Genomic DNA, 20517 nt, shown 5'->3' with positions numbered 1-20517 from the left:
TCCTTCGGTCCGCTGCGACTCGCCGTCACACTAGGGGCGCCGCACCCCGGGGGAGGATGCCTGTGAACGCTGACGGATTGCCCGAGACCGCCGTCCCCGCACCACCGCCCGGCCTGGTGACCGTCGGGCGCTACGACGAAGGGCCGGGGTACGCCGTCAACCGGCCGCGGGGCGCCGACAGTTGGCTGTTCACCTGGACGACCGGCGGCCACGGGCTGCTGACCCAGGGCACGGCCGGGGTGCGGGCCGGCGCCGGGGACCTGGTCGCCCTCGGCCCCGGAGTGCGCCACCGCTATCAGGTCCAACCGGGCGCCCGGCACTGGCGGTTCTGGTGGGCGCACTGCCAGGCCCGCCCGTCCTGGACGCCCTGGCTGAGCCCGTACGCCGTCGGCGACGGCATGTACGTCGTCGCCCCGGTCCCGGAGGCCCTGCACGACCGGATGGCGACCGCGTTCGCCCGAATGCTGTCCGACGCCCGCTGGCCGGGCAGTGGCACAAGGCCGCCCAATTCCCCGCCCGATTCCGCTGCTTCGTCTCCGCCCGAGAGCCCGATAGTCGTCGCGCACGGCACCGCCGCCCGGGAACTCGCCCTCTGTTCCCTGGAGGAAATCGTCCTGCTCGCCTCGGCGGCCGCCCGGCCCCTTCCACAACGGCCGGGAATCGACGTCCGGGTGAGCCGCGTGGAAGCCCTTATCGCCGCCGATCCCGCCGCCCCGCACACCGTCCGCTCCCTCGCCGAGGGCGTCGCGCTCTCGCCCTCGCGGTTCGCGCACCTCTTCACCGAGCAGCTCGGCCGTTCCCCGATGCGGGCACTGCGCGAGGCCCGACTGAGCCATGCGGCCCGGCTGTTGGAGGCCACCGACCTGCCGGTGGAACGCGTCGCCGTCGCCTCCGGCTTCGCCAGCCCGTTCCACTTCAACCGGGTGTTCCGTGAACGCCATGGGATGCCGCCGGGCGCGTACCGGACGCTGTGCAGGCGCGTACCAGCGGTAACCGATGATGCTATTGGTTCTGTGGTGGCTTCTGGGTGGCGAGGTGAAGGAACCGTTCAACTCCCGTGACGGCGCCGTGTGTTGCAGGGATTTACCACACACCCGGAACGTGAGCTGGGGAAACGCACAGGAAGCGTCGGCGGGACGGCGTGGACGGACGGTTTTGCGCCACCGGTGGTGGACTGCCGCCAATGGTTGCGAAACGGCCCCCGAGCGAAGTGAATACCGTTTGCAATGAGGATGTTGATACAGTGGCAATCCCAAAGATGCATCCCATTGACACGCCGTCAACTGTATTAGTCCGTACCGGAATGCGGAAAACGGCGTGATCTCTTGTTCCAGCTCGATGAGCTGTGCAAAGGTGTGCACGTCGGCGTGCGGACAGTCTCTTTTCCCCCTGCACGTACGCGGCGTCCCCGTTGGCTCCCCGCTCCAAAAGAGCTGTCCGCTGCGGGCGTTCGCGATGCCGATTCCCCGTTTGGTCCGATCCTGTCGTTTCGTCGGCCGGGTCGCATACCGCTAGGTATGGACTAAAACCCGCGTTGTCCGTGGAGGAATGCAGACGTGAAAGACGCAGGCCTGTCGAATTCCCCAACCCCAGCTCCGGCTTACGACGCTTCGGACGTCGAACTCAGCGCCGAGCTGACGAAGTGGACGGGGACGACGCCCGCACTCCATCCCGTCGGTGAACTGCTCGACCGGCACTGGGAAGCAGCTTTCGCCTACGCCCGTCTGTGCACCAGCGGCGCGCGCCCCGCCGGAATGCTCACCACCGCCGCGTTCACCCGCCTCTTCGGGGAGTCTCTCCGGCACAACGGCCCCACCTCCGCGTGGCGGCCCCAACTCCTGGTCACCGTCCGCCGTCTCGCGGCCGAGTGGGAGAGCGACCACCGCCACGAGATGCTCCACCCCGAGCTGCGCACCACACCCGGCGGCGGAAACCGCGTCGCCGCCCGTCTGCTGCCCGCCCCCGACCGGCGGCTGCTCTCCAGGGCGTTCCAGAACCTCTCGCAGTCCGCGCGCTGTCTGCTGTGGCACGCGGAGGTCGAGGGCGAACCGCTGGAGATACCCGCCGCCCTGCTGGGCCTGAGCGTGACCGACGCCGCCGTGGAACTCGGCCGGGCCCGTGGCCGCCTCCGCGAGGAGTGCCTGCACGTCCACCGCGAGGTCGTGCCCCGCGACGAGTGCCGCCGCTACATCCGGCTGATCGACGTCACCTGCCGACGCCGCAGCCTCGACGTCGACCCCGATCTGGCCAAGCACCTCGCCGACTGCAAGCACTGCCGGTACGCCGGCGACCAGCTGAACCAGTTCAACGGCGACCTCGCCCTCGCACTGGCCGAAGGCGTGCTCGGCTGGGGTGCGCGCGCCTACCTGGAGTCCAGACCCGGACGTGCCGCCGAGAGCGCCATCGTGGAGGTCGAGCAGGCCCCGATCGTCGAGATCGCCACGGTCGAGAACCTGCTCCCGGTCCCGCGCGTCCTGGCCCAGGCCCCGCCCATGCCCACCACGGCACCCGTCTCCACCGAACTGGTCGTCCGCCCCGGATCGCACCGCTCCGCGCACAAGGCGGCCCGGCGCGCGGTCCGCCGCCGCAACCGCGCCCTCGCCGTCGCGACCGTCAGCGCGCTGGTCCTCCTTCCCTTGGTCCTGTGGAACGCCCTCGGCCAGGGCGACGAGGAAGGCCCGACGGCCCAGACCAGCCCCTCGGACACCGCCACCAACGGCTCCGGCACCTCCGACAACGACACCTCCTGGATCGGCGCCGGGGAGACCACGAAGGGCGCCCTCCTCGGCCGGCTGCACAACGTCGAGTCCGGACTGTGCATCGGCGTCGCCGGCGGCAAGCCCGTCAAGGGCGCGGAGACCGAGCTGACCGGCTGCTCGTCGGCGGCCGGCCAGCAGTGGGCGTACGAGAAGGACGGCCTGCTGCGCAGCATCGCCGCCCCGGACCTCTGCCTCGACTCCCACCTCGGCTACTCCGTCCAGCTCGCCCCGTGCACGGGCACCGCCCAGCCCGCCACCAAGAACGTGCGCTACGACTTCACCCTCCAGGGCACCCTGGTCCCGCGCTGGGACCAGGACCTGGCGCTGACCCCCGCCGACGCCAAGAACAAGACCGCGCTGGTCCTGAAGACACGCGAGGAGTCCGCGGACCAGCACTGGGTCTTCGACTCCTCGGCGCCCTCGCTCCAGATGAAGGCTGTCAACTGGGACGCGGCCACCGAGTCGAAGGCCCCCGTCGTCAAGAAGAGCCCCAAGCCCTCACCGACCCCGACACCGACCCCCACAGAGGCCGAACCGACCCCGACCCAGTCGACGGCCCAGCCGACCCCGTCGGCCTCGTACCCGTCCAACGTGCCCTGCTACTACTACGGCTACCACGCCTGCTCCTCCAACGGGCAGTACGGAGACAACGACAACAACTACGGCTACGGCAGCGGAAACGGATACGGCGGCTACGGCTACGGCGGTGGATACGGCGGCTGGGGAGGCCGCTGACGACCGGGCCCCGCCCGCCCCTCAGCCCCCGACGACCAGCAGCGAGCCCCACAGCGCCACCACGGCCGGGATCAGCGCGGCCGGCACGGAGATCAGCCCGAGCCGCGTGAACTCCCCGATCCCGACCTCGTGTTCGTACCGCTGCACGATCCGCCGCCACAGCAGGGTCGCCAGCGATCCGGCGTACGTCAGGTTCGGACCGATGTTCACCCCGAGCAGCACGGCGAGCACCGCACCCGGACCGGCCGTGGCGGTCAGCGGCAACAGCACCAGCACCGCGGGCAGGTTGTTGATCAGATTGGCGAGTACGGCGGCCAGCGCGGCGATCCCGAGCAGCGCGACCAGTCCGGTCCCGTCGGGCAGCACCCGGCCGAGCGCGTCGGCGAGCCCGTTGTCCACGACCGCGCGGACGACGACGCCCAGCGCCAGCACGAACGCGAGGAACCCGGGTGCTGTGGCCCGCAGGACAGCCACCGGGGTGGCGCGCCGCCGCACCAGCGCGCGCCCGGCGAGCACGAGCGCCCCCGCGAGCGCGGCCCACGCCGGGTCGATGCCCACCGCGGAGCACACGACGAACCCGGCCAACGTGCAGCCCACGGTGACAAGGGCGAACAAGGGGAACGCGGGCTCGTCCTCTGTCGCCGTCTCCGGGCGTGACACGGCGTCCGGCGCGGGCACCGCCAGATCGGCGGCGAAGAACCGCCGGAACACCAGGTACTCGGCGCCGATCGCGACCAGCCAGGGCAGCGCCATCAGCGCGGCGAACCGGGTGAAGCTCAGTCCGCTCGCGCTGAACGCCAGCAGGTTGGTGAGGTTGGAGACCGGCAGCAGCAGCGACGCCGTGTTCGACAGATGCGCGCAGGCATAGGCGTGCGGCTTGGGCCGGATCCCGCTCCGGGCGGCCGTGGCGAACACCACCGGCGTGAGCAGCACGACGGTCGCGTCCAGACTCAGTACGGCGGTGATCGCCGAGGCGAGCACGAAGAACGAGGTCAGCAGCCGCCCCGGCCGGTTCTCCGCCCGACGGGCCATCCACGCCCCGCAGGCCCGGAAGAGCCCCTCGACATCGCAGAAGTGGGCCAGCACCAGCACCGCCGCGAGGAAGCCGACCACCGGCCCGAGCCGCTCGGCCTCCTGCCACGCGTGCTCCGGCGAGATCGCGCCGGTGACGACCACGAGCCCGGCGGCGGGAACCGCCACGACCGCCTCCGGCAGCCCGAACGGGCGGACGACGGCACAGGCCAGGACGGCGACGAGCAGCACGACGGACAGTGCCTCGGCGGACGCGGAGTTCAGGGTTCGGTCCTCCGGGACGGAAAATGCGGAACCGACCCATGAAAGCAGGCGGCGGTCAGGGGCCTGCCCGGCGGGTCGGGGTGCTGGTCAGGGGTTGGCCCGGTGGGTCGGGGTGCTGGTCAGGGGTTGGCCCGGTGGGTCGGGGTGCTGGTCAGGGGTTGGCCCGGTGGGTCGGGGTGCTGGTCAGGGGTTCGCCCACCGGGTCGGGTGCACTGCTCACGGGTTTGCTCGCCGGGTCGGGGTGCTGGTCACGGGTTTGCCCGCCGGGCCGGGGCGCCGCCCACCGGCTCGCCCGCCGGGTCAGGGCGCCGCTCACCTTGCCCGCCCACCGGGTCGGGCGCCCCTGCCGGGTCACGCGCCGCTGCCCGGGCCGAAGACCGTCAGGAACACCGACGACTCGTTCCCGCCGACGGGCACCTCACCCTTGTCCCACGCCACCTTCAGCGGGTCCCGTTCGTCCGGCGGGGTCACCAGCAGCGCGGCCGGGGTCGCCGTCTCGGCCTCGCTGATCTCCGGGTTGGCGAAGCTCAGGCCCGCCCAGGCGCTGCTGCCCGGCGCCAGCTCGACCGTCGTCGGCGTGGCCTCGGAGCGCTTCGGGTCGGGGCCGAGCTGCTTGCCGGCCGCGTTCACGAAGGCGGCGCCCGGGTAGCCGCGCAGGGTGCAGACGCGGTCGGAGTCGTTGGTGAGGACGACGGGGAAGTTCTTCTGCCCGGCGCCCGGATCGAGCCGCCCGACGGAGGCACTCAGGTCGGCGGTGCGGCAGCGGGTGCCGTCGGTCGACGGGGCGGGCGTCGAGGGGGCAGCCGTCGAAGTGGCGGACGCCGATGGAACGGTTGCCGTCGGGGCGGTCGTGCCGCCGCCGTTGTCGCAGGCCCCGAGGAACAGGACCGGTAAGGCGAGCAGCGCGGCTCGGGATGTACGGAAGATCGCCATGTCGACACTCCTGGAAGTCGCTCCGCGTACGGCGTCTCGTGCACCGTCACGAGTGTCCGATGCGGCCGGAGCCAAAATGGTTCACGCCCCGTTGGAGTCAGGAATCACACCTCGTCCGTCAGCGACAGCTCCGCCCAGATCGTCTTCCCGTCGGGCGTGTGCCGGCTGCCCCACCGCTCGGTGAGCTGGGCGACCAGCAGCAGACCCCGCCCGCCCTCGTCGAAGGTCCTCGCCCGCCGCAGATGCGGGGCGGTGTGGCTGCTGTCGGAGACCTCGCAGATCAGCCTGGCCGAATCATGGATGAGGCGCAGCCGGATGGGGTGCGAGCCGTACCGGATGGCGTTGGTGACCAGTTCGCTCACCACCAGCTCGGTGGTGAACCCGGCCTCGCTCAGGTCCCAGACGTCGAGTTGCTCACCGACCTGCTTGCGGATCGGCCCGACGAGCGCCGGGTCCGGCGGGATGTCCCACGTCGTCACCCGGGAGGCGGGCAGCCCCTGGGTGCGGGCCAGCAGCAGCGCCACGTCGTCGGCCGCGCCGCCCGGCGGGAGCAGGGTGTGCAGGATGCGGTCGCAGGTCTCGTCGAGCGAGTCCGCGTACGCCGCCAGCGCCTCGCACAGCAGCCGGTGACCGGTGTCGATGTCCTGCTCGCGGCTCTCGATCAGCCCGTCGGTGTAGAGGGCGAGGACCGTGCCCTCGGGCAGATCCAGTTCCGTCGACTCGAAGGGGAGCCCGCCCAGCCCCAGCGGGGGACCGGCGGGCAGCCGGATCTGCCGGGGTCTGCCGCCCGGCGTGAGCATGATCGGCGGCGGATGCCCGGCTCGGGCGATGGTGCAGCGTCGCGCCACCGGGTCGTACACCGCGTACAGACAGGTGGCGCCGACCTCGCCCGGGCCGCCCTCGCTGCCGGCCTCGGCGGACAGCCGGACGACGAGGTCGTCGAGGTGGGTCAGCAGCTCGTCCGGGGCGAGGTCGATGTCGGCCAGCGTGCGCACGGCGGTGCGCAGCCGGCCCATGGTCGCGGAGGCCTGGATGCCGTGGCCGACGACGTCCCCGACGACCATCGCGACCCGCATCCCGGACAGCGGGATCACGTCGAACCAGTCGCCGCCCACCCCGGCCCGCGCCGCCGGGAGATAGCGAGAGGCCGCTTCGAGGGCGGCGGTGCGCGGCAGGGTCCGGGGGAGCAGGCTGCGCTGCAGGGCGAGGGCCGTGTCGCGTTCGCGGGAGAACCGGCGGGCGTTGTCGATACAGACGGCGGCCCGGGCGGTCACCTCCTCGGCGAGCAGGACGTCGTCGGGGGTGAACGGGTCGGGCCGCCGGTACCGGGTCAGGACGGCGACGCCGAGGGTCGTGCCGCGTGCCGTTATCGGGACGGACATCGTGGAGTGGATGCCGAACTCCCTGACCCGGTTGAAGCGCGCCTTGTCCCAGGACAGCCACTGTTCGAGGTCGCCGGAGGGCACGGTGGCCATGATCGAACGGCCCGCGAGGAGGGAGTCGGCCTGGGGCGAGAAGGCGGGGTACTGGTCCAGCTGTCCCGGCTTGGCGACGGCCTCCGGGCTGCCGGGGAGGACCGAGCGGTGGGCGGCCCGGCGGAGGCTGATGGGCGCGGTCAGTTCGGCCGGGCGGTGGTCGCCGCCGTGCTGCGGCGGGTCCAGCAGATCGACGCTGACGAAATCGGCGAGGGCCGGGACACAGACGTCCGCCAGCTCCTGAGCCGTCCGGATGACGTCGAGGGTGGTGCCGATGCGCACGCTCGCCTCGTTGACCAGCTGGAGCCGCTCCCGGGCGAGGAACTGCTCGGTGAAGTCATGGGCCGCGAGACAGACCCCCCGCACTTGCCCCTCGGCGTCCTTGAGCGGCGCAAGCCGGGCCAGCCAGGCATGCGCGTGGTCCTCGCCGCCGGTCCGCAGATAGGTCTGTACGTCCTTCGCCCGGCCGCTGGTCAGCACGTCGAGCATGTGCTGCTCCAGCTCCGCGCTGCGCCCCTTGCCGCCTATCTCGGCGATCCTGAGCCCCCGGATGCGCTCCAGCGGCAGTCCGATGACCCCGGCCATGGCGTCGTTCAAGCCGTGCAGCCGTAGCCGGTCGTCGTAGACGGCCGTCGCACAGGGCGCCTGGGCCAGCGCGGCCCGCATCAGCGGGTCGTCCTCGGGGCGCGGCCCGCCCTCCAGCGGGGTGACGACGAGCCACTCGGCCGGGCCGCTGTCCGGGGCCGGCCGGTGGTGGGCGAGGAGCCAGGTGGACACCGTACGGCCGTCGCGGTGACGCAGCGCGATGGTGCCGGACCAGGGGTCCTGGTCCGGGCGGCCGGGCCCGGCCGTATCGCCGTCGGCCAGCAGAGAAGCGGCGGGACGACCCAGCACCTCGGCCGCCGACCAGCCCAGCAGCCTGCGAGCGCCCTCGTTCCAGCCGGTCAGTGTGCCCCGCTCGTCGACGACGGCCCGCGCCGTGGCGGCATCGTCGAACGGGTACACCGGACTCATCGTCGCTACTCCATCGTGAACACTCACAGTGAGCAAGGGACGTCACTGGTGTTCCACAGTAGTGCGTTCTTCCCGTGTGCGGTCGGGAACACCGCTGCCCCCGGGCCGCCCGAAAGGCCGCCGCGCGGGGCGCGAATCAGGCCGTTGTGACAGGTGAGACGGGAGTACGTCACCGGAACCTTGACGGGCACATGTTGCTCACCGTCAGAATCTGTTTGGTAACGATCAGTTGTGATTACTTCTGGGCCCTGACGAGAGTTCTGGGCCCTGCCGAGGGAGCACCCCGACCACGGACCACGGCACGACCAGCGGCATCGGCTTCTTCCCCGGCGGCCTCGCCTGGTACCGCCTGCACCCCCACCCAGCCCGTCCGGCGTTTGAGGACGAGGCCGTTCAGGCCGACAGCGGGGGTCTGGGGGCGGCAGCCCCCAGGGATGGGGCGGGTAGGGGCGGCGGGGGCGAAAAACCCGTTCGGAGCGTTGACGCGCCGTGCAACCTCCCACAGCATGGGCCACGTCCGCCCCTGGGAGCGCTCCCACGGCACCCGCAAACGCCGCTCCTCCCCGCGCCCCCACCTCACCCGAGGAGCCCAGACGTGAAACGACGCAGAACCACCCTGCTCTCCCTCACAGCCCTCCTCACAGCAACCCTCACCACCCTCCCGACCACCACCCCCACCGCCGCAGCCGACGAGATCGAGCAGGTCAAGAACGGCACCTTCGACACCACCACCGCCCCCTGGTGGACCACCAGCAACGTCACCGCGGGCCTCGCCGACGGCGCCCTCTGCGCCGACGTCCCCGGCGGCACCACCAACCGCTGGGACGCAGCCGTCGGCCAGAACGACATCACCCTCGTCAAGGGCGAGTCGTACCGCTTCGCCTTCAAGGCCACCGGCACACCCGCCGGACACGTCGTCCGGGCGATCGTCGGCCTGTCCGTCTCCCCGTACGACACCTATTTCGAGGTGAGCCCGCAACTCAGCGTCTCCGGCGACTCCTACACCTACACATTCACCGCACCCGCCGACACCACCCAGGGCCAGGTCGGCTTCCAACTCGGCGGCAGCGCCGACCCCTTCCGGTTCTGCATGGACGACGTGTCGTTGCTGGGCGGGGTGCCGCCCGAGGTGTACGAACCCGACACAGGACCCCGGGTACGGGTCAACCAGGTCGCCTACCTCCCCGCCGGGCCGAAGAACGCCACGCTCGTCACCGCCTCCACCCAGCCCCTGCCCTGGCAGCTGAAGAAAGCAGACGGGACGACAGTCGCCCACGGCAGGACCGTGCCGCGTGGCATCGACGGCTCCTCCGGGCAGAACGTCCACTCGATCGACTTCGGCGCCCACCGCAAACGCGGCACCGGCCTCACCCTCGTCGCCGACGGCGAGACGAGCCGCCCCTTCGACATCGACGCGAGCGCCTACGACCGGCTGCGGCTGGACTCGCTGAAGTACTACTACACGCAGCGCAGCGGCATCGAGATCCGCGACGACCTGCGCCCCGGCTACGCCCGCCCCGCCGGCCACGTCGACGTAGCGCCCAACCAGGGGGACTCCGACGTTCCGTGCCAGCCCGGCGTGTGCGACTACACCCTCGATGTCACCGGCGGCTGGTACGACGCCGGTGACCACGGCAAGTACGTGGTCAACGGGGGTATTTCGACGTGGGAGCTGCTGAGCACGTACGAACGCGCCTTGTACGCCCGTACGGGACAGCGAGGCGCGCTCGGTGACGGCACGCTCGACATCCCGGAGAGCGGCAACAAGGTGCCGGACGTCCTCGACGAGGCCCGCTGGGAGCTGGAGTTCCTGCTGAAGATGCAGGTGCCCGACGGGCAGCCGCTCGCCGGCATGGCGCACCACAAGATGCACGACGAACAGTGGACCGGGCTGCCGCTGCTGCCGAGCGCCGACCCGCAGAAGCGCGAACTGCACCCGCCGACCACCGAGGCCACCCTCAACCTCGCGGCCACGGCGGCCCAGGCGGCCCGGCTGTACCGGCCCTACGACCGTACGTTCGCCGCGCACGCCCTCGCGGTGGCGCGCAAGGCCTGGACGGCGGCGCTCGCTCACCCCGACATCCACCCCGACCCGAACGACGGAACCGGCGGCGGCGCATACCCCGACACCGACGCGCGGGACGAGTTCTACTGGGCGGCGGCCGAGCTGTATCTGACCACGGGCGAGAAGGCGTTCGAGCAGCACATCCTCAAATCGCCCGTCCACACTGCCGACATCTTCGTCCCCCTCGGCTTCGACTGGGCCAGGACCGCAGCGGCCGGCCGCCTCGACCTGGCGACCGTCCCGAACCGGCTCCCCGGCCGGGACAAGGTCCGCCAGTCGGTGATCAAGGGCGCCGACCGCTATCTGGCCACCCTGGCGGCACACCCGTACGGCATGCCCTACGCCCCCGACGCCAGCCTGTACGACTGGGGCTCCAACGCGCAGATCCTCAACAACGCCGTCGTCATCGCCACCGCGTACGACATCGGCGGCGCCTCGAAGTACCGCGACGGCGCGCTCCAGAGCATGGACTACATTTTCGGCCGCAACGCGCTGAACATGTCGTACGTGACGGGCTACGGCGAGGTCAACTCCCACCAGCAGCACAGTCGTTGGTACGCCAAGCAGCTCGACCCGAGCCTGCCGAGCCCGCCCGACGGCACAGTCGCCGGAGGCCCCAACTCGGGCATTCAGGACCCCTACGCACAGAGCAAACTCCAGGGCTGTGTCGGCCAGTTCTGCTACATCGACGACATCCAGTCCTGGTCGACGAACGAGCACACGATCAACTGGAACGCCGCCCTGGCCCGGATGGCGTCCTTCGTCGCCGACCAGGGATAGCCGGGCCGGCCGAGCTGCGCCTCGTCCCCTCGGTACCACTGCCCTACCCGCCTGACCTGGGGGTATTTACGGGTAAGTACCGGCGCGGTACCGTGGGGGCATGCCAGCTCTGAATGTGGAGTTCAGTGACCGCGAGCTAGAGGACCTGCGGCAGATAGCCAAGGAGCGCGGTACGTCGATGAAGGCTCTCGTGCGTGAGGCGGCGGCGGCCGACATCGCCCGGCACCGGGCCCTCCAGGAGGGCGCGGAGGAATTCCGGCGGTTCTTCGCGGCCCACGCGGACGAGTTCGCCGCCGCGTTTCCCGAGGACGAACCGGTCGCGCCGGGTCGGGGACGGGTCGCCTGACCGATGGCTCCCGTCATCCACATCGACGTGCCCTGGCTGCTCCAGCGCCACGAAGAGGTCCTGCCGGACCAGCCCACGGTCAACGACTTCTCGGCCCTGGTGGCCGCCGTGGCCCGGCATCGGGTCGACCCCCCGCGCCTCGGCGTGGACTCCGACCCGGCCTGGCGGGCCGCCGCGCTGCTGCACACCCTCGCGCTGCTCAAGCCGCTGCCGTCGGCCAACGCCCGCTTCGCCTGCGCCACCGCCGTGGCGTACATGTTCGTCAGCGACGTCGGCATCGACCCGCCGTACGGCGCCCTCGTCGACCTCGCTCGCGACCTGATCTCGGGCAAGACCGACGTCTACGGCGCGGCCGACCGGCTGCGCTCCTGGCAGATCTGAGCAGGCGTCTTCTGCCGCCGGGGGTGACTTCGGCCCCGCCCTCGGGGCCGCCGACCGAGGGCGGGAGGAACGGGGTCGGCGGCCGTTTCGCGTGGGAGAGCCGCCGTCCCGCGCGTGGCCTCCGAGGAAGGGCCGGGTTCCAGTGGACTACGCCTTCGCGCGCGCCGGGAGCGTGCGTGATGCACCGGCGCGTGCGTCCGGTTCACACGGGGCGCGGGAAAACACCGAAAGCCGGTACGGCCACCGGTAGTTTCTGCTGTTGCTGACTTTCCTTCAATGAATGGATGTTGCTCAAGCGCCTTGTTGGCCGTGAGTGACTTGTGCAAAGGTGAACTACCTGTGCAGGGGGAATGGCAGGGTTCGATTCACCGGTGGCGGGGGGACGCAAAGCCGCCGGTCTTCGTGCGGACTCGTCCGGGCCGTTTCCCGGAACTGCAGTGAGTCACCCGCGCGTGGGAAGGAAACCGCTCAGTGCCCACCCCCCCTCCTCGTCCGTCCTACCCCCCGTACTCCGGTGGGGTCCCGGGGGAATCGGACGAGAGTCTCGCCGCCCAGCTCAGAAGCAGGCCGGAGGGCGAGACCGGCCCGTCCGTCGCTCTTCTGACGGCGCGGCACTGGCAGGCGACCCACGAGTACGCGGTCATCTGCCTCGCCACTTCGGCCCAGGCCGCCTCGATGGTCACCGCCGCCGCCTTCCACCAGGTCCTGGAACGGGTGATGCGGGCCGAGTCGGCCGTCGCACTGCGCCCCCGGTTCCTCGTGGCCGTTCGCGACACTGTCAGGGGGTGGGCCGCCGACGACCGCATATCCGACGTACTCCCGGATCTGAGGAAACCGGCGGGCGGTCGCGGTATGCGCGCGGCGAAGTCCATGACGCCGGAAAACCGTAAGCTCGCGGAGCGTTCGTTCCAGGCCCTTCCCGGACTCGCGCAGTGCCTGTTGTGGCACACCGAGGTGGAAGCCGAGCCGATGAATGTCCCCGCCGTTCTTCTTGGCATGGACACGGATACGGCTGCGGCTTCGCTGGAACAGGCGCGCGAACAATTCCGTGAGGGCTGTGTACGCGCCCACCGGGAACTCGCGCCGTCCAAGGACTGCCGGTTCTACAACCGTCTTCTCGACGTTCCCATCCGGCGCGGTGGCGCACTGCTGCCCGATGTCCAGCAGCATCTGGTGGAGTGCCGCTACTGCCGTTACGCCGCGGAGCAGTTGAGCCATTTCGAGGGCGGCCTGGGCACGCTGCTCGCCGAGGCGGTGCTCGGCTGGGGCGCGCGTCGCTATCTCGACTCCCGTCCGGGGCGCGGCGAGGTCGGCACACGGACGCGGGGACATGCGCGTCACGGCGGCAGAGGCGAGCGCGGTGGCGCGGGCCGAAGCCGTCTCCTCTCCCGGATTCCCTCCCCGCGCCGCCCGGTGGCGGGCGTGCCCCGGAACAGGAAGACCCTGCTCACGAGCGTGGGCCTGGCCTCGGGGGTCGTCCTCGCGGTCGTCCTGGGCAGTGGCCTGTGGCCGAAGGACGGCAGCGGCGCCGACCCGGCCGCCTCGTCCAGCGCGACCGGCGGACGCGCCCCGGTGCCCGACGCCTCGCCGATCCCGCCGGCAGTGTCCTCCTCGCCACCGGGGACGGGCGGCACCCCGACCACCGCCCGGCAGACCCGGCTGCGCAACGTCACCGCCGACCTGTGCCTCGACGTCCGGGGCGGGAAGGCCACGGCCGGCGCCGTCGCCAGGCTCGCGTCCTGCTCGACCGCGTGGACCCAGATGTGGTCGTACGACGACGACGGGCTGTTGCGCAGTGTCGCCAACCCCGACCTGTGCCTGGACTCGCACGCCGACGCCGGTGTCGTCATCCTCGGCCGCTGCGCCGCCGCGTCCGCGGAGCGGGGGGACGACGTGCGCTACGACCTCACGGTGCGGGGCGAGTTGCTGCCGCGCTGGGAGGAGGGCCTCGCGGTGGCCCCCGCCTCGGACGACCCGGACGCGGACGTGGTCGTCAAGGTCCGGGACGGCTCGGCGGAGCAGCGTTGGCTGACGGACACGGTCACGGCGAGCCCCGAGTCCCTGTCGATAGGGGGCCCAAGAGAGGAGGCGGCCCAGGTGAACGCGAACCCGACGTAGGGAGAGTTTTCTCGCCCCCGCCGCCCTTACCCGTCCCATCCTCGGGGGCTCCGCCCCCGAACCCCCTTGTCCTCAAACGCCGGACGGGCTGACTACCCAGCCCGTCCGGCGTTTGAGGACAAGGCCCCTTCAGGGCCGACAGCGGGGGTCTGGGGGCGCAGCCCCCAGGGGATGGGAATGGGTAGGGGCGGCGGGGGCGAAAAAATCCCCCAGCCTCAGCCCCGCTCCGCGGCCAGCGCCGCAGGCAACCCCTCCCCGCCCGCCCCCGGCCCACTCACCGGCGGCACCGCAACATCCACCGTCCGAGCCAGCCGCGCCCCCTCCGGCCCATACACCGCCCGAGGTTCAGGGAACACCCGCAGCAGCGTCAGGAACAGGACCGCGGAGACGGCCAGGGACAGCGGCAGGCTGATGTCGATGCCGTTCGCCAGATCCCCCAGCGGCCCGACGAACTGCCCCGGGATGTTCGTGAACAGCACGCCGATCACCGCCGAGACCCACCACGCGGTCATGCCCCGCCAGTTCCAGCCGTGCGCGAACCAGTAACGCCCGCCCCGCTGACGCCGGTTGAAGACCTGGAGCGCGTCCGGGTCGTACCACCCGCGCCGCGTGTAGAAGCCCAGGATCATCACCACCATCCACGGCGTCGTACACGTGATGATCATCGTCGCGAACGTCGAGATCGACTGGACGAGGTCGAACCCGAACCGGCCCACGAAGATGAACGCGATCGACAGCACACCGACCAGCACGGTGGCCCGCACCCGGGACAGCCGGGGGAACACCGACGAGAAGTCGAGTCCGGTCCCGTAGAGGGAGGTCGTGCCCGTCGACATGCCGCCTATCAGCGCCAGCAGGCACACCGGCAGGAAGAACCAGTCCGGCGAGATCGCGAGCAGCCCGCCCACGAAGTCGGGCGCCGCCGGATCGACATAGTCCGGGGCCTTCGTCGCGATGATGCTCGCGGTCGCCAGGCCGAACACGAACGGCAGCAGGGTCGCCAGCTGCGACAGGAACGCCGCGCCGATCACCTTGCGGAGCGGTGTGTCCGCCGGGATGTACCGCGACCAGTCCCCGAGGAACGCGCCGAACGACACCGGGTTGGACAGCACGATCAGCGCCGCGCCGATGAAGGACGGCCAGAACAGCTCCCGCGTCGCCGCGTCGGCCGAGTCCGTGAAGACACCGGCGTACGACGGGTCGAAGTCCCCGGCGAACGCGACCGCGCCGACCAGGAACAGCACCGTCGCCGACAGCACCGCGATCTTGTTCACGAACAGCATGAACCGGAACCCGTACACGCACACCGCCAGCACCAGCCCGGCGAAGAGCGCGTACGCGACGCCGTACGTCACATCGCCGCGCGGCAGGCCGAACAGCCGGTGGGCGCCGCCGACCAGGGCGTCGCCGGAACTCCACACCGAGATGGAGAAGAAGGCGATCGCGGTGAGGAGGGAGAGGAAGGAGCCCACCACGCGGCCGTGGACGCCCAGATGGGCGGAGGACGAGACCGCGTTGTTGGTGCCGTTGACCGGGCCGAAGACCGCCATCGGGCAGAGGATCAGCGCACCCACGACCACTCCGAGGAGCGTGGCCGCGAGGCCCTGCCAGAAGGAGAGGCCGAACAGGATCGGGAAGGCGCCGAGGACACAGGTGGAGAAGGTGTTGGCGCCGCCGAAGGCGACCCGGAACAGGTCGAGCGGGGTCGCGGTGCGGTCCGCGTCGGGGATGCGTTCGACGCCGTGCGTCTCGACCTCGGTGAGGGCCGGGGGCGCGGCGGAAGGGGAGGAGTCTGGCAGCGAGGGCGACGGGGGTGACGGGGGCGACGAGGACATGGAGGGCTCCAGCGGGGGATCGGCGGTGGAGCGCGTTGTGGCGCGGACAGAGGGAAGGGCCGCCGTCGCCGCTGGGGTGTGTGGCGCAGGCGGATGCCGTCCTCGGGTGGTCTGCCGACCGTAGGGGGACCGGTGAAGGCCGCACCAGAGGACGTTTCATCCATCTTTCGAGTCCCCCATGGACGGATGTGCCATGGAGGCGACAGGTGCACCGACAGTCGTGTCGCCAGCCGCACCGGAATGTTTCAGGCCGATTAAAAAGGCTGGTGGATCCGGCCAGTCGGTCGCCCCGGGCGATCAATGACCGCCCGGTTGCGGGCTCCAGGCGTTCGAATCACGTGACTTCACGCCACTGATTCAATACGCAAGGTTACTGAAACGCGTGGGGTCGAGATGAGTTTCGGCGCCGGACTCGGCAGACTCACGCTCGCCGATCCGGCCCGACCGGCTGGGATCGAGTACCCATGCGGACCGTTGGACCTTCGATTCGCATTCAAACTGAGCGGAAGGATGCACAAAATGCCGAACACCGCGCGCTGGGCAGCGACTCTGACACTGACGGCCACCGCCGTCTGCGGCCCCCTCACCGGGGCCGCCGTCGCTGCTCCGGCCCCCGCCCCCGCCGGGCTCTACGCACCCTCGGCCCTGGTGCTCACCGTGGGACACGGTGAGACCTCGGCCGCCGTCACCCCCGAGCGTGCCGTCACCCTCACCTGTGCGCCGACGGCCTCGGGCACCCACCCGGCCGCGTCCGAGGCCTGCGCCGAACTCCGCGCCGTCGGCGGGGACCTGGGCATCCTGGAGGCGAGAAATGACGTGAAGTGCACCAAGCAGTACGACCCCGTGGTCGTCACCGTCGAGGGCGTGTGGCGGGGGCAGCGGGTCGCCTATGAGCGGACTTTCGCGAACGAGTGCGTGAAGAGCACCTACGGGACGGCCGTCTTCACGTTCTAGGGACCGGGGTCGCGCGCTCCCGTGAGCCTCGCAGGACGCTCGCGGATGGGGAGGGCGATCCCTGTGTCGCGGGGTGCCGCGCGATCTCGCAGCGGGGCCGGTCGGTGGTGTGGGGCTGCCGACCGGCCCTTGACGTACCTATGAGTGCCCCTGCTCGGGGATCCGGGCGAGTGGCGGGAAGCGGTGCAGCAGGCCCGAGGCGCGCAGCAGGCGGTGGAGGCGGGGGGTGTCGGAGACCAGACGCAGGCGTCCGCCGCGTTCGCGGGCCCGGGTGTCCGCGCGGCACAGTTCGCGCAGGCCCGAGCAGTCGAAGAAGTCGACGTGCCGGAGGTCGACCAGGACGTCCGGGGCGGGGCGCGAGGTCGCGGCGTCCAGGTGCTCGGCGAGGAAGCCCGAGGTCGCCAGGTCGATCTCGCCGGTGACCTCGACCACGGTGAACGGCCCGCTCGGGTACGTGCGGGCATACGGGCCGGCCGTCGGCGGCGGGGCTCCGGACGAGTCCGGGGCCGTGCGCTCGGGCGGCCAGGGGATACGGTCTTCGGCTTCCGGCGTCATGGCTGCTCCACCTCTGCAGGGGGCGCATTCGATCTCGGTAGCTACCCCGGCGGAGTCGTGACCATCCCTGCCGCGCCTCCCACAAGATCTGGTTCACTCGACAAGGTGAATTACGGCCGTTTTGGTTGACGTTTCCGTGCGGGGTGCACTCACTCGCCCTGCCAGGGGTGCGGTCGAGGCCACCAGCCCGGTACCGACCGGCGGTAACGCTCGTACTCGGCGCCGAAACGGTCGGCCAGCGCCGGCTCCTCGTACCAGCGCGCGAACGCCCACATCAGCAGCCCGGCGCAGGCGCCGTACGTGAACAGGACCGGCCGGGCGAGCAGGAGCGCCTGGCCCGCGACTGCGGCGACGACCGCCACGTACATCGGGTTGCGCACGTAGCGGTAGAGGCCGCCGACGACGAGGTGTTCGGTGGGTGCGACGGGGGCCGGGGTGCCGAGGCCCTCGGCGACGAAGCGGGCGAAGGCCGACAGCAGGACGGCCGTACCGGCCGCGAGCGGGATCAGGCCGGCCAGGCGCACGGGCAGCCACCAGTCGCTCGCCCGCCATCCCGTCAGCCACCACGGCAGGAGGACCGCCACGGTGCCGGGGGCGAGTGCCAGGAAGAGTGAACTGCCCAGGGCCGCCGCCGATTTGCGCATGCCTTCACCGTGGCAGCGCGGCGGACGTCGCGACAGCCGAGAGGGCCGCCCTCTCCCTGAAGACGGCGGCCCCTCGGCTTGGACGGACCCGGGTGGGTCACATGTGGATGACCGGGGCGGCGCTCTCGTCCTGGGCCGGCACGCCCGGGCGGTAGAGGAGGAAGGTGATCAGCGCGCCCACCGCGAAGAAGCCGGCCGACCACCAGAAGGCGGTGGTGTAGCTCTCGATCGTCGCCTGGGCCTGGACCAGCTTGTCGCTCGCGTTGCGGCCGGACAGATAGTTGGTCGCGGCGCTCGCGGCGAGCGTGCTCAGCAGCGCCGTACCGATCGAACCGCCCACCTGCTGCATGGTGTTGACCGTCGCGGAGGCCACTCCCGCGTCCTCGTCGCCGATTCCGCTGGTCGCCAGCTGCATCGCGGGCGGCATGATGACGCCCATGCCCACGCCGATCACCAGCAGCTGCGGCAGGACGGCGGTGCTGAAGTCCGAGCCGATGTCGATGCCGGTCAGCCAGACCATGCCGAGCGCGCCGAGGAGGAAGCCCGCCGGGATGATGATCTTGGGGCCGAAGCGGGGCACGAGCCGGGTGGTGGACACCTGGGCCGCGACCATCAGGGCCGCCATCATCGGCATGAAGGCCAGGCCGGTCTTGGTGGGGCTGAAGCCGAGGTTCAGCTGCAGGTAGTAGGTGAGGAAGAGGAAGACACCGAACATGCCCGCGCCGGAGATGAGCACCGTGAGGAACGACGCCCCCCGGTCCCGGTCGAGCAGGACACGCATCGGCAGCAGCGGGTGCTTGGCGCGGGTCTGCCACCAGGCGAACCCGGCGAGGAGCAGTGCGCCCGCGATCAGGAAGCCCCAGGTCTGCGGTGAGCTCCAGTCGTGCGTCTCGGCGTTGGAGAAGCCGTAGACCACGGAGAAGAGACCGGCGGAGACCAGCAGGGTGCCCGGGAAGTCGATCTTCGAGTTGGCGGCGTCCCGGTGGTTGCCGAGCAGCATCCAGCCGCCCACGAACGCGACGACGGCGAAGATCAGGTTGACGTACAGCGTCCAGCGCCAGTCGAGCGCGTCGGTCAGCAGACCGCCGAGCAGCAGGCCCACCGCGCCGCCGGCCCCCGCGATCGCGCCGTACACGCTGAACGCGCGGGCCTTCTCGCGGGCGTCGGTGAAGGTCGTGTTGAGGAGGGAGAGAGCGGCGGGCGCGAGCAGGGCGCCGAAGACGCCCTGGAGGGCGCGGGCGATGACCAGCATCTCGAAGCTGTTGGCGGCACCGCCGAGGACGGAGGCCCCGGCGAATCCGGCGACACCGATGAGGAAGGCGGGCTTGCGGCCGAAGAGGTCGGCGATCCGGCCGCCGAGCAGCAGCAGGGAGGCGAAGGCCAGCGCGTACGCGGTGACGATCCACTGCCGGTTGCCGTCGGAGAAGCCGAGGTCGGCCTGGGCGGAGGGGAGCGCGATGTTCACGATGGTGGCGTCGAGGACGACCATCAGCTGCGCGAGTCCGATGATCGCGAGGATCCACCACCGCTGCGCGTTCGGCGCGGCGGACCCCTTCTCCGTGGTGTTCGCGACGCCCTTCGGGGCGCCTTCGGTCAGGGACTGGGACATCTGAGCACACTCCAGGGAAGGTCGCTCGTAAAGAGGAGTAATGGAGACCGGGGGTTACGAATACGTAAACGAAACGGTTTCGTACTCCCGATGCTTCGAGCCTAGACCAGATTCATCGAAACGGCAAAGTATCGATACGGGAAAGTATCGCTAGGGAGGATGTGCGGACGTGCGCAGCGGCAGGCTGGCGGTCGACGGGGCCGAGCTGTACTACGAGGTGCGCGGGGTCGGTCCGGCCCTGCTGATGATCAGCGGTGCCGGGGGAGACGCCGGCTACTACTCCGGGATCGCCGAGGGCCTCGCCGACGCCTTCACGGTGATCACCTACGACCGGCGCGGCAACTCCCGCAGTACGGGTGGCGGTGACGGCCCGATGGAGCTGGCCCGGCAGGCCGCCGACGCCCGCGCGCTCGTCGGCGACCTCGCGGGCGGCCGGGCCCTGGTCTTCGGCAACAGCGGCGGCGCGATCATCGGCCTGACGCTGGCCGCGCTCCACCCGGAGTGCGTGCTGGGCCTCATCGCCCATGAACCACCTGCCGTGAACGTCCTCCCCGACGGCGACCCCGGGCGCGGCTTCTTCGCCGAACTGGCCGACCTGTACGCGGCGGGCGGCGCCCCGGCGGCGGGCCGCCGCTTCGGCGAGACGACACGCGGCGAGGGCTCCTACCGCTGGCCCGCCGACCTGTGGAAACGGTTCCTGGGCAACGCCGACCACCTCTTCGGCCGCGAATGGCCCGCGTTCGCCGCCTTCCGTCCCGACGAGGAGGCGCTGCGGGCGGCCCCGTTCCCCATCGTCCTGGGCGCGGGTGCGGACGACCGGGGTACGTACTACGCCCTGCCGTCGATCGAGATCGCCCGCCGGATCGGCGTCCCGTGGGTGGAGTTCCCCGGCATCCACATGGAGTTCCTGCGCCACCCGTCCCGCTTCGCGGCGGCCGTACGGGTGCTGGCCACGCAGATGTACGGCGCCGACGGCAGGGTTCCGGAACTGTGGCGGGGCGGGCCGGAGACGCCCTGA

At 71.2% G+C, this 20517-nt stretch carries 16 protein-coding genes; 8 read left to right on the top strand and 8 right to left on the bottom strand.

The features are described 5' to 3' along the window. The first annotated feature begins 56 nt into the window (after positions 1-56). Complete coding sequence (locus tag LUX31_RS02105; RefSeq protein ID WP_235472793.1) at positions 57-1061, top strand: helix-turn-helix domain-containing protein; 1005 nt, start codon at positions 57-59, stop codon at positions 1059-1061. A 495-nt stretch (positions 1062-1556) separates the two neighbouring features. Beyond that, positions 1557-3494 (top strand): ricin-type beta-trefoil lectin domain protein, encoded by a 1938-nt coding sequence (locus LUX31_RS02100; protein ID WP_235472792.1) that lies wholly within the window; start codon positions 1557-1559, stop codon positions 3492-3494. Positions 3495-3515: 21 nt separating this feature from the next. On the opposite strand, the gene LUX31_RS02095 is transcribed toward LUX31_RS02100, so the two are convergent. From LUX31_RS02095 to LUX31_RS02080, 4 genes are all read right to left on the bottom strand, one after another. Further along, positions 3516-4790 (bottom strand): arsenic transporter, encoded by a 1275-nt coding sequence (locus LUX31_RS02095; RefSeq protein ID WP_235479770.1) that lies wholly within the window; start codon positions 4788-4790, stop codon positions 3516-3518. A 151-nt stretch (positions 4791-4941) separates the two neighbouring features. After that, the gene (locus tag LUX31_RS02090; protein WP_235472791.1) at positions 4942-5145 is read right to left on the bottom strand and encodes a hypothetical protein; all 204 of its coding nucleotides are present in this window, start codon (positions 5143-5145) and stop codon (positions 4942-4944) included. Beyond that, positions 5142-5723 (bottom strand): DUF4232 domain-containing protein, encoded by a 582-nt coding sequence (locus LUX31_RS02085; RefSeq protein WP_235472790.1) that lies wholly within the window; start codon positions 5721-5723, stop codon positions 5142-5144. Before LUX31_RS02085 ends, LUX31_RS02090 begins: the two co-directional genes overlap by 4 nt. 104 nt (positions 5724-5827) lie before the next feature. After that, positions 5828-8212: a SpoIIE family protein phosphatase gene (locus LUX31_RS02080; RefSeq protein WP_235472789.1), complete on the bottom strand. Its 2385-nt coding sequence runs from the start codon at positions 8210-8212 to the stop codon at positions 5828-5830. Positions 8213-8807: 595 nt separating this feature from the next. Here LUX31_RS02080 and LUX31_RS02075 point away from each other — a divergent pair. The 4 genes from LUX31_RS02075 to LUX31_RS02060 all read left to right on the top strand — a co-directional run bounded on the left by LUX31_RS02075 (position 8808) and on the right by LUX31_RS02060 (position 13902). Next, positions 8808-11057: a glycoside hydrolase family 9 protein gene (locus tag LUX31_RS02075; RefSeq protein ID WP_235472788.1), complete on the top strand. Its 2250-nt coding sequence runs from the start codon at positions 8808-8810 to the stop codon at positions 11055-11057. A 100-nt stretch (positions 11058-11157) separates the two neighbouring features. Then, positions 11158-11403, top strand: a complete 246-nt coding sequence (locus tag LUX31_RS02070) for a hypothetical protein (RefSeq protein ID WP_235472787.1) — start codon at positions 11158-11160, stop codon at positions 11401-11403. Between the two features lie 3 nt (positions 11404-11406). Continuing rightward, positions 11407-11784 (top strand): toxin Doc, encoded by a 378-nt coding sequence (locus tag LUX31_RS02065; RefSeq protein ID WP_053745133.1) that lies wholly within the window; start codon positions 11407-11409, stop codon positions 11782-11784. Positions 11785-12255: 471 nt separating this feature from the next. Continuing rightward, positions 12256-13902: an RICIN domain-containing protein gene (locus tag LUX31_RS02060; protein WP_235472786.1), complete on the top strand. Its 1647-nt coding sequence runs from the start codon at positions 12256-12258 to the stop codon at positions 13900-13902. Between the two features lie 215 nt (positions 13903-14117). On the opposite strand, the gene LUX31_RS02055 is transcribed toward LUX31_RS02060, so the two are convergent. Further along, positions 14118-15737 carry a purine-cytosine permease family protein gene (locus tag LUX31_RS02055; RefSeq protein WP_235472785.1) on the bottom strand — a complete coding sequence of 540 codons (1620 nt, stop codon included), beginning with the start codon at positions 15735-15737 and terminating at the stop codon, positions 14118-14120. 519 nt (positions 15738-16256) lie between these two features. On the opposite strand from LUX31_RS02055, the gene LUX31_RS02050 reads away from it, so the two are divergent. After that, positions 16257-16691, top strand: coding sequence for a protease inhibitor (locus tag LUX31_RS02050; protein WP_235472784.1), 435 nt, complete (start codon positions 16257-16259; stop codon positions 16689-16691). A 138-nt stretch (positions 16692-16829) separates the two neighbouring features. On the opposite strand, the gene LUX31_RS02045 is transcribed toward LUX31_RS02050, so the two are convergent. From LUX31_RS02045 to LUX31_RS02035, 3 genes are all read right to left on the bottom strand, one after another. Further along, positions 16830-17246: an STAS domain-containing protein gene (locus LUX31_RS02045; RefSeq protein WP_235472783.1), complete on the bottom strand. Its 417-nt coding sequence runs from the start codon at positions 17244-17246 to the stop codon at positions 16830-16832. 149 nt (positions 17247-17395) lie between these two features. Continuing rightward, the gene (locus LUX31_RS02040; protein WP_235472782.1) at positions 17396-17890 is read right to left on the bottom strand and encodes a methyltransferase family protein; all 495 of its coding nucleotides are present in this window, start codon (positions 17888-17890) and stop codon (positions 17396-17398) included. A gap of 97 nt (positions 17891-17987) precedes the next feature. Next, the gene (locus tag LUX31_RS02035; protein ID WP_235472781.1) at positions 17988-19499 is read right to left on the bottom strand and encodes an MFS transporter; all 1512 of its coding nucleotides are present in this window, start codon (positions 19497-19499) and stop codon (positions 17988-17990) included. A gap of 169 nt (positions 19500-19668) precedes the next feature. Here LUX31_RS02035 and LUX31_RS02030 point away from each other — a divergent pair, with 169 nt between their 5' ends. Further along, positions 19669-20517 carry an alpha/beta fold hydrolase gene (locus LUX31_RS02030; RefSeq protein WP_235472780.1) on the top strand — a complete coding sequence of 283 codons (849 nt, stop codon included), beginning with the start codon at positions 19669-19671 and terminating at the stop codon, positions 20515-20517.

This window comes from Streptomyces sp. GQFP (assembly GCF_021545335.1).
Taxonomy (GTDB): domain Bacteria; phylum Actinomycetota; class Actinomycetes; order Streptomycetales; family Streptomycetaceae; genus Streptomyces.
This window is presented reverse-complemented; position numbering and strand designations above follow the sequence as displayed.

Excerpts from the sequence above, each read along its gene's own strand:
- LUX31_RS02070 (WP_235472787.1), top strand. The coding sequence starts at position 11,158 with ATGCCAGCTCTGAATGTGGAGTTCAGTGACCGCGAGCTAGAGGACCTG.
- LUX31_RS02080 (WP_235472789.1), bottom strand. The coding sequence starts at position 8,212 with ATGAGTCCGGTGTACCCGTTCGACGATGCCGCCACGGCGCGGGCCGTC.
- LUX31_RS02045 (WP_235472783.1), bottom strand. The coding sequence starts at position 17,246 with ATGACGCCGGAAGCCGAAGACCGTATCCCCTGGCCGCCCGAGCGCACG.
- LUX31_RS02085 (WP_235472790.1), bottom strand. The coding sequence starts at position 5,723 with ATGGCGATCTTCCGTACATCCCGAGCCGCGCTGCTCGCCTTACCGGTC.
- LUX31_RS02050 (WP_235472784.1), top strand. The coding sequence starts at position 16,257 with ATGCCGAACACCGCGCGCTGGGCAGCGACTCTGACACTGACGGCCACC.
- LUX31_RS02065 (WP_053745133.1), top strand. The coding sequence starts at position 11,407 with ATGGCTCCCGTCATCCACATCGACGTGCCCTGGCTGCTCCAGCGCCAC.
- LUX31_RS02105 (WP_235472793.1), top strand. The coding sequence starts at position 57 with ATGCCTGTGAACGCTGACGGATTGCCCGAGACCGCCGTCCCCGCACCA.
- LUX31_RS02055 (WP_235472785.1), bottom strand. The coding sequence starts at position 15,737 with ATGTCCTCGTCGCCCCCGTCACCCCCGTCGCCCTCGCTGCCAGACTCC.
- LUX31_RS02035 (WP_235472781.1), bottom strand. The coding sequence starts at position 19,499 with ATGTCCCAGTCCCTGACCGAAGGCGCCCCGAAGGGCGTCGCGAACACC.
- LUX31_RS02040 (WP_235472782.1), bottom strand. The coding sequence starts at position 17,890 with ATGCGCAAATCGGCGGCGGCCCTGGGCAGTTCACTCTTCCTGGCACTC.